Here is a 6,687-nt window from a genome sequence, read left to right as displayed (position 1 = left end):
TACTAAAAACCGCTATACTCTCAAATGGTGATCGGGTATCGATGTCAAAAATGTCGAGTATAGCGCTACGGGCAATGGCATTGGCAAGAGGCATGCTAGCAACAGTTGACTACAACAGTTGCTAGTGGTGCTTCAGGGGAGCCTTCATGTTTCCCCTCTTACTCAGGGTTAGGTTGCTGCCCGTAACGCACCACTGCTGGGTCAAACAACTGTTAGGAGATGCACCCACCAGATAGACCATTGTGTTGATCAATCAATTATGATGTCAGATATTCAATTAGAAGCCAGTTCTACTGCATTGGGCCAATCCCATCACTTTTCACAGAAAGAGTTTTGGCAGCAATGGCAGCAATATCAAGACTATCTCTATCATCGCTGTCTCAGGTGGATGGGTGGAAACCCTACCGATGCTGAAGATGCCCTGAGTCGGGCCATGCTCAAGGCATGGGAGAAGGTGAAAAAGTTTGCCGGAAAAATCGCTAATTTTAAGGCTTGGCTGACAAGGCTGACTCATAATCTCTGCGTGGATATTCATCGAGAACATTGTCGCAGCGCCAACCACGTTGAAGATATAGAAGGGATTCCAGAGGAACAAGGACTGCTTTGCTGTAACGATACCCCAGAAAGGGCTTTGGAAACAGACTAGAAAAAGATTGCCATCCGCCGTGCCATTGATAACTTACCTGCTCGGCTGCACCAGACCTTTATCCTGCACTTTTATCAAGAACTGTCTTATCGAGACATAGCCCAACAGCAAGAGATTTCCTACCAGAATGTCTGTAAGCGCATCTCCCAGGCACGGGCAATTCTGCGAGAGGAGTTGAGGGGATATTTTATTGGGGAAGATGAAACTGATCCGGAATTATCGGTTACACCAACTAATCAGGCAACTGAGTCAGCAATTGGGGAAAAGTCCGAGGGGAATGGGGAAGTTGAATCGATTGTGGGCGAGACGGTGACATCATCGGTTGCGGTGGAGGAAGTGCAGGAGGTAGCACTAGGGGTGCAGCTCTCTGAGTCGGTTCCTGTTGCAGCTATTTCTGAGGAAAAGTTAGAGGTAAACAAAGATAGTTGTCCGTCCGCTAAAGCGGGGCTGTGGGAAAGGCTACCTGCACCAATTTTGGCATTGGCACTATTTGATCAAGAAACCGGAAATAGGGGGAATTCCCAATACTGCTCGGTTCAGAGGGAGAAGACAGGAAAGAAATATACTTCCCACACTTCCCACACTCCCCACGCCCGGGCCCCACACTCCCAAATCCTACCAGTATTGGGGAAATTCCTCTCTGGTGGTGCAGAGGAGGCAATAACAGCCAGAGATGGGGGAATGTTGGGGAGAATTACTGCTACTACCCTATTTTCTAAGTTGATTTTGCAAGAGAGTCCGAGAAGCCCACCGACAGCCGAAAAAACTATCAAAATTCAAAATTCATTTCCTGTAGTCGGTTTTTATCAGCAGGTGCCACCCGTGGCGAATTTAATAATTAGATGCGGAAAACGCACCTAAGCGAAAAGCTGTTGAGCTGCTTATCACCAAGTCAGATCAAAAATTGTTCTTTGGGTTAGCGCAAAAATTCAGAAATTTATCGGCGAAATCGTCTTAAGGGTGTAGACAAACAAAACTGAAAAGAGAAGTAAATACACAATGTGTGCAGCAAAAATCAAAACCCTTACTTTTAAGGCTACCACATCCAAGTCTCAAGGCAAATCTAGTCGTCTAAGCTTATACACCCAATACTCTGACGTGGAAATACCAGATAGAACGCCGCAAACTGAGTTTGTCAAACTCGATACAGGGCCTCTGGAAGAAGGCAAAGCGTTTGAATGCTCTCTAAAAATGCCCGATAATGTATACTATTTTATCAGTATGGTTCTGATCATCCAAGGTGATGGCCTGTGGCTGCCGAAAACAATGGTTTTAGAAGTAGAGGACACTTGGAAATATGTTTATCCAATAGTGTACCATATGAACTGGCCTCAGGAAAAATATGCCACATGGAGTAATGATTGGGATACAGGACACGCTGAAATCCAGATCTTGCCCCTGCTACTGCAGAAGTAAGGGACTGACAAAAAATAAATGATCGATTACCAATTCTCTAGGAAAATGCCCTTAATACAGCAGCTGTTATGGGTGCGATTACACAGAAATGGCAAGGCAATCATTAAGCACATTGTTACAGAGAATTGGTAATTAAGGGAGGGCGAGTCAGGTCTTTTTATCAGTGCGATCGCGAAGCGTAGCTCTTTGGGCTAATCGCTTATCTTGTCGGGTGCGTTAACAAAGGGTAACGCACCTTTTTAATTATCAGTAATGGGATGGCTTATTGTAGGATTAATACTGCCATGGTATAATCTAAAACTAGTCGATTTTCATTCCCGGCTACATTTACCCCTGACGAGTCGGATAGCGGGTTTGTGGTAACTTTGGCTGGATTTGCCAGAAGCCATTACTCAGGGAGATTCCATTGAACAAGCCAAAGCTTCAGCAGCCAACTGTTTGGAAGAAGCGATTGCTGCGAGCATTGAGCCGCTATGGGAACGCAGTTAGTAGAGTTTGAGTGGGATTGGCCGTAGGCCACGCTACGGGAACGCTACATATTAGAAGAAGGACGAAAGACTCGTTCAAAGGGTTGCTTGCGGTAGCGTCGATAGATATCAAAATCCTTATCCAAAGTAGCGATCGCCGCAATATTCAAACGTTCAGAAATTGCCACAAGAGACAAATCAGAAAAATCACCAGGCAAGTCAGCATACTGGGCGTTTAGCTCAGCGATACGGGCAAAGTCTTGCAGTAAAAGCGACTCACACTCATAGATGTTATTGGCCAGATGAGTTAGAAATTCATTCTGCACTCGCCAATCAGACCCTAGCAACCATAGCACTTCTGTAACACAACCTACGGTTGTAACTAACCGACTGGTACAACTGGTAAAAAACTCAACCACTTGACCATGATGTTGATCGGCTGAATCATAAAAAGCCACCAACAAGCCTGTATCCACCAAAATAGCGGGATGATAGCTCATACTTCTCGTTGATGGCTTGCCCGTATCCGAGAAGCAATAATCTCTCTACGAGTGTCCCGATCAGACAGATTCCCCACCGATAGCAAATGTTTAGGCATTCCTCCCATTCGTTCTAAAACCGATTTTTGGGATTGAAAATTTTGCCGATAATCCCGCAGCAATTTTTTGATCAACTCACTGCTAGTTGTTCTTTCCTGACTTAAAATTTCAACTAAATACTGTTCTGCCTCTTGATCCAGACTGACATTCAACATCACGTTTTACCCCATGGTACTGCTGCCTTGTTTCAATCTTACAACGTAAGCATTCAGCCGTCAGCGGTCAGCCTTTAGCTGATAGCTGATAGCTGATAGCTGATAGCTGATAGCTGATAGCTGATAGCTTACCTAATCGCTATCTACAAATACCGGGATAAAGTCAACCTAAATCCAGGCAATAGATTCTCTCCAGATAATTCCGTGGGAAGGTTTGGCACCTCTCCTATAGCACCATCATACAGCAATCGAGAACAAGCAATCGCTTTTCAATTGAGTTTGAGGATGATAGTGGGTTTCATAATTAATTGTAAAAAGCACTGCATCGCTACTTGATTACCTATTGCCTATTGCCTATTGCCTCTTGCCTTTCCCGAAGAGATTCTGTTCACAACTAAAATAGAAATGCGATCGCATTTCTATTTTCAATCCCACACCCGACGCAAATTCAACACGAAACCCGGTAACACCTCTTCCCCCGACAACTCAGGCGGATTCTCCAACACTTCCACCGCCAAACCTGGTCGATAAATTTCCACTAGTCGCTGTTGTGGATCGATTAACCAACCCAATCTCGCCCCATTGTCGATATACTCGGTCATTTTAGATTCCAGAGACTGAACCCGATCTGAGCTAGACCGTAACTCAACCACAAAATCCGGGCAGATATTAGCAAAGGTTCCTTTTTGTTCTGGAGTAAGTGCCTGCCAACGTTCTGCGCTCACCCAACAGGCATCGGGAGAACGAGTGGCACCATTAGGTAAAATGAAGCCAGTGGAGGAGTCAAAAGCTTTACCCGGTTCCCCTGCATTACGCCACCACAAATACAACTCTCCAGAAATACTCCAATTTAGCTTTCCAGTTTTCCAGCCTGTTGGTGGGTTCACAATTAACTCTCCAAGTGCCGTTCTTTCCAGTCTCAAGTCGCGGTTAGCTGCTGCGAGGGCTGCAAACTGTTCCTGGGTGACGTACAACCCGATTGTCCTAGGCAACTCAATCAATAGAGTTTCGGTTTCTGGACTCGCAGGTGTTTGTATCATCTTGACCTCTGTTTATAATACCCCGTGGGAAGGAAATCCTCGTGTCAATATTCAAAACGAAAAGAGTGGAAATGCTAAAGTTTATCAAGTTGTCAAGTATTAAAAACTATTGATAAGTTGGAGCAGAGTAATGAAAGTTAATCCCCAACACTACACTTATAGCATCAAATGGTCAAAAGAAGACGGAGATTTTGTAGGATTGTGTGCAGAATTTCCCAGTCTATCTCACCTTGACACATCTGGTTTTGCTGCCTTACAAGGCATTACTAATTTAGTCGCAGAAGTGCTCGAAGATATGGAAGCCTCTGGAGAACCTATTCCACAACCTCTTGCCGAGAAAAAATATACCGGTCAGTCTTATGAAGATGAAAGGATGATTCAAGCTATCCTTCAAGAGCGAGAAGGTGGAGAGCGTGAGGTGGAGTCACCAGTTGGCTACGTTGATTTGTTAACTGATGATTATGTAATCGAGGTCAAACACGTTAAAGTCTGGAAGGACGGCACTAAAGTGCTTCTGTATGCTCCCTACTTTCCAGGTCGAAAACCACGAGTTCATCTGTTTGGTGGCTATAGTAAGGATTTCCGAACTCTGGTAGAAAATTCCTTTGAGACGTTGGGTATTACTACAACTTGGGAGCGTGAACCCTTTTAGGGTGTCTGGACTGATAAAAGAGCGAGTAAGCTATCAGCTTATGTGCTACGCACACGCTACGCGAACAGCTATCAGCTATCAGCTATCAGCATATGCTTACGTTTATCCTACTTATGAGGTATAATAATACAGAGATTAACTAGTGAGTTATAACAATCTGGGATAAAATCTTACTCAATTGACTTTCGGCCAAAATTTATAGAAGTCTATAAAAAGTAAAATCTATTAATATGAGTAAGAAAAAAAAGAAAAAACATCCTGGGGGACATAAGTTTTATGAACCTAGCGACTACAGGCCGGTAAACTGTAAAAACGTCCCAGGAGAACGAGCTAGGAAAAAGTGTAAGAAATGGAACAAATTTGTTGCAGAAAGATCTAAGCTTAAGAAACAAGGTCTGTTTGAAGAGATGAAAAAACTAGAGGAAGAGTATCACGGAATAGACTTAACAGAAGAGACTACTGTCGATACTCCAGATTGCCTTGAAGAAGAAGAATTGTACTACGACGGTTATTTAGATGAATACAGAACTTGGTTTTAAGTCACCGGATTGAGCTAGCCTATTAATGCTTCAATTTTAATCAGCTCTCCAAACTTTTCTGATCATCTAAGTTAAGAAATAGAAGTATATTACCAATGGCAATCCCGATGACGATAAGATAAATTGAGGTAAAATTACTGAAAGTAAATCACCCCAAAAATTTTTCATAAAAGGAAGACTAGTTAATACACTATTCAAGATAAATTGTAAGCATAAAGCACTCAATCCACTTAGAAAAATGAAGAAAAATACTTTCCACCAATTCCCTTCAACTCTGTCTTGATGCAGTCGCTCATGGGGGGGACCCCCAAGACCGCGCTGCATCGCTGGAGCGACTGTAATCGAAAGCATCTTTTCCCCTTTGGTCTCGGAGAATAAAAGCCAGCCCATAGTATTGATTATTTACCGTATAAACTATCCCTGGGATTATAAGTAGCATAAATCGGATAAAATAGTTAATACTAAATATCAAAACCAAGCCAACTAGAGGCAGTAAATTTGAAACTATTTTTTGGACTGCACTCTGATAACTGGTATCTCTTCCATGAATATAATTTTCTGTAATCAGCGATAGGGCTATGTAATAGATCAAACTTGCTAAATTGACAATGATCGAAACAACTACAAAAAATGCTAAAAACAATCCTGAAGGGTTATTTATATTTTCCGGGTTCAAAGCTGATAAAATTATCAGCAAAGGTAAATAAATTGTACAAAACAACAGTAGGATAGGCTTCAAATTTTTCAGATAAACATCAAACCCCATTGAGATTAATTCGATTAATCCAAGTTTTCGGCTTTGAAGTTGAGATAGACTACTCATAGTTACGGCTCCATCAACGGGTATTGATATAGTATTTATCAACTAGTTTATGTCCATTTTTGATTTTATGGAACAGTAAAAAGATAACAGTAAAAAAATCGGCGTTGCTGATTATGGGTATGGTTTCGCCCCCCTAGCCCCCCAATTCTGCGGTGCGACCCGTGGCGAATTTAATTCGCCGACGGAAAGCGCACCGGTGGGGGAACAAGACTTTCTTGCGTCCCTTCCGGTGCGCGCCTCCTAGGGCGAGTAAATCGCCCTTGGGTCGCACCGCAAAGTTGGGGGACCCACGGGGGCTTGACCAAAACCAGATGATCGCGCATTCATTCCTTGATTCAGCAACGCCAAAA

The 6,687-nt window shown here is 43.2% G+C and carries 10 protein-coding genes and 1 pseudogene; 8 read left to right on the top strand and 3 right to left on the bottom strand.

Annotated elements, in window-relative coordinates; all coding sequences use genetic code 11:
* Positions 1–259: 259 nt before the first annotated feature.
* The 4 genes and pseudogenes from F6K20_RS19150 to F6K20_RS19140 all read left to right on the top strand — a co-directional run bounded on the left by F6K20_RS19150 (position 260) and on the right by F6K20_RS19140 (position 2,062).
* Entirely contained in the window at positions 260–646 is a 387-nt protein-coding gene (locus F6K20_RS19150; protein ID WP_287265167.1) for an RNA polymerase sigma factor, read from the top strand.
* Positions 647–652: 6 nt separating this feature from the next.
* A pseudogene (locus F6K20_RS40075) lies at positions 653–805 on the top strand (RNA polymerase sigma factor); the annotation flags it as partial.
* A gap of 15 nt (positions 806–820) precedes the next feature.
* A complete protein-coding gene (locus F6K20_RS19145) occupies positions 821–1,507 on the top strand; it encodes a hypothetical protein (RefSeq protein ID WP_287295663.1) in 687 nt (228 codons plus the stop codon).
* A gap of 138 nt (positions 1,508–1,645) precedes the next feature.
* Positions 1,646–2,062 (top strand): hypothetical protein, encoded by a 417-nt coding sequence (locus F6K20_RS19140; RefSeq protein ID WP_287295661.1) that lies wholly within the window; start codon positions 1,646–1,648, stop codon positions 2,060–2,062.
* A 532-nt stretch (positions 2,063–2,594) separates the two neighbouring features.
* On the opposite strand, the gene F6K20_RS19135 is transcribed toward F6K20_RS19140, so the two are convergent.
* From F6K20_RS19135 to F6K20_RS19125, 3 genes are all read right to left on the bottom strand, one after another.
* Positions 2,595–3,029 (bottom strand): type II toxin-antitoxin system VapC family toxin, encoded by a 435-nt coding sequence (locus F6K20_RS19135; RefSeq protein WP_008185142.1) that lies wholly within the window; start codon positions 3,027–3,029, stop codon positions 2,595–2,597.
* Entirely contained in the window at positions 3,026–3,283 is a 258-nt protein-coding gene (locus F6K20_RS19130) for a hypothetical protein (RefSeq protein ID WP_008185144.1), read from the bottom strand. The genes F6K20_RS19135 and F6K20_RS19130 overlap by 4 nt, the downstream gene beginning before the upstream one ends.
* A gap of 425 nt (positions 3,284–3,708) precedes the next feature.
* The gene (locus F6K20_RS19125; RefSeq protein ID WP_008185146.1) at positions 3,709–4,323 is read right to left on the bottom strand and encodes a Uma2 family endonuclease; all 615 of its coding nucleotides are present in this window, start codon (positions 4,321–4,323) and stop codon (positions 3,709–3,711) included.
* 130 nt (positions 4,324–4,453) lie between these two features.
* On the opposite strand from F6K20_RS19125, the gene F6K20_RS19120 reads away from it, so the two are divergent.
* From F6K20_RS19120 to F6K20_RS19105, 4 genes are all read left to right on the top strand, one after another.
* The gene (locus tag F6K20_RS19120; protein ID WP_008185148.1) at positions 4,454–4,975 is read left to right on the top strand and encodes a hypothetical protein; all 522 of its coding nucleotides are present in this window, start codon (positions 4,454–4,456) and stop codon (positions 4,973–4,975) included.
* Between the two features lies 1 nt (position 4,976).
* Positions 4,977–5,099 (top strand): hypothetical protein, encoded by a 123-nt coding sequence (locus tag F6K20_RS19115; protein WP_287251528.1) that lies wholly within the window; start codon positions 4,977–4,979, stop codon positions 5,097–5,099.
* A 106-nt stretch (positions 5,100–5,205) separates the two neighbouring features.
* A complete protein-coding gene (locus F6K20_RS19110) occupies positions 5,206–5,514 on the top strand; it encodes a hypothetical protein (protein ID WP_008185150.1) in 309 nt (102 codons plus the stop codon).
* Between the two features lie 984 nt (positions 5,515–6,498).
* Positions 6,499–6,687 (top strand): hypothetical protein (locus tag F6K20_RS19105; protein WP_287295659.1); only part of this gene is annotated, 189 nt, incomplete at its 3' end.

This window comes from Moorena sp. SIO2C4 (assembly GCF_010672485.1).
GTDB classification, from domain to species: domain Bacteria; phylum Cyanobacteriota; class Cyanobacteriia; order Cyanobacteriales; family Coleofasciculaceae; genus Moorena; species Moorena producens.
The sequence above is the reverse complement of the archived record's forward strand: the minus strand, read 5'-3'. Positions and strand labels throughout refer to the sequence as shown.

Coding starts and splice junctions, on each gene's coding strand:
- F6K20_RS19140 (WP_287295661.1), top strand. CDS start 1,646: ATGTGTGCAGCAAAAATCAAAACCCTTACTTTTAAGGCTACCACATCC.
- F6K20_RS19150 (WP_287265167.1), top strand. CDS start 260: ATGATGTCAGATATTCAATTAGAAGCCAGTTCTACTGCATTGGGCCAA.
- F6K20_RS19130 (WP_008185144.1), bottom strand. CDS start 3,283: ATGTTGAATGTCAGTCTGGATCAAGAGGCAGAACAGTATTTAGTTGAA.
- F6K20_RS19135 (WP_008185142.1), bottom strand. CDS start 3,029: ATGAGCTATCATCCCGCTATTTTGGTGGATACAGGCTTGTTGGTGGCT.
- F6K20_RS19120 (WP_008185148.1), top strand. CDS start 4,454: ATGAAAGTTAATCCCCAACACTACACTTATAGCATCAAATGGTCAAAA.
- F6K20_RS19125 (WP_008185146.1), bottom strand. CDS start 4,323: ATGATACAAACACCTGCGAGTCCAGAAACCGAAACTCTATTGATTGAG.
- F6K20_RS19110 (WP_008185150.1), top strand. CDS start 5,206: ATGAGTAAGAAAAAAAAGAAAAAACATCCTGGGGGACATAAGTTTTAT.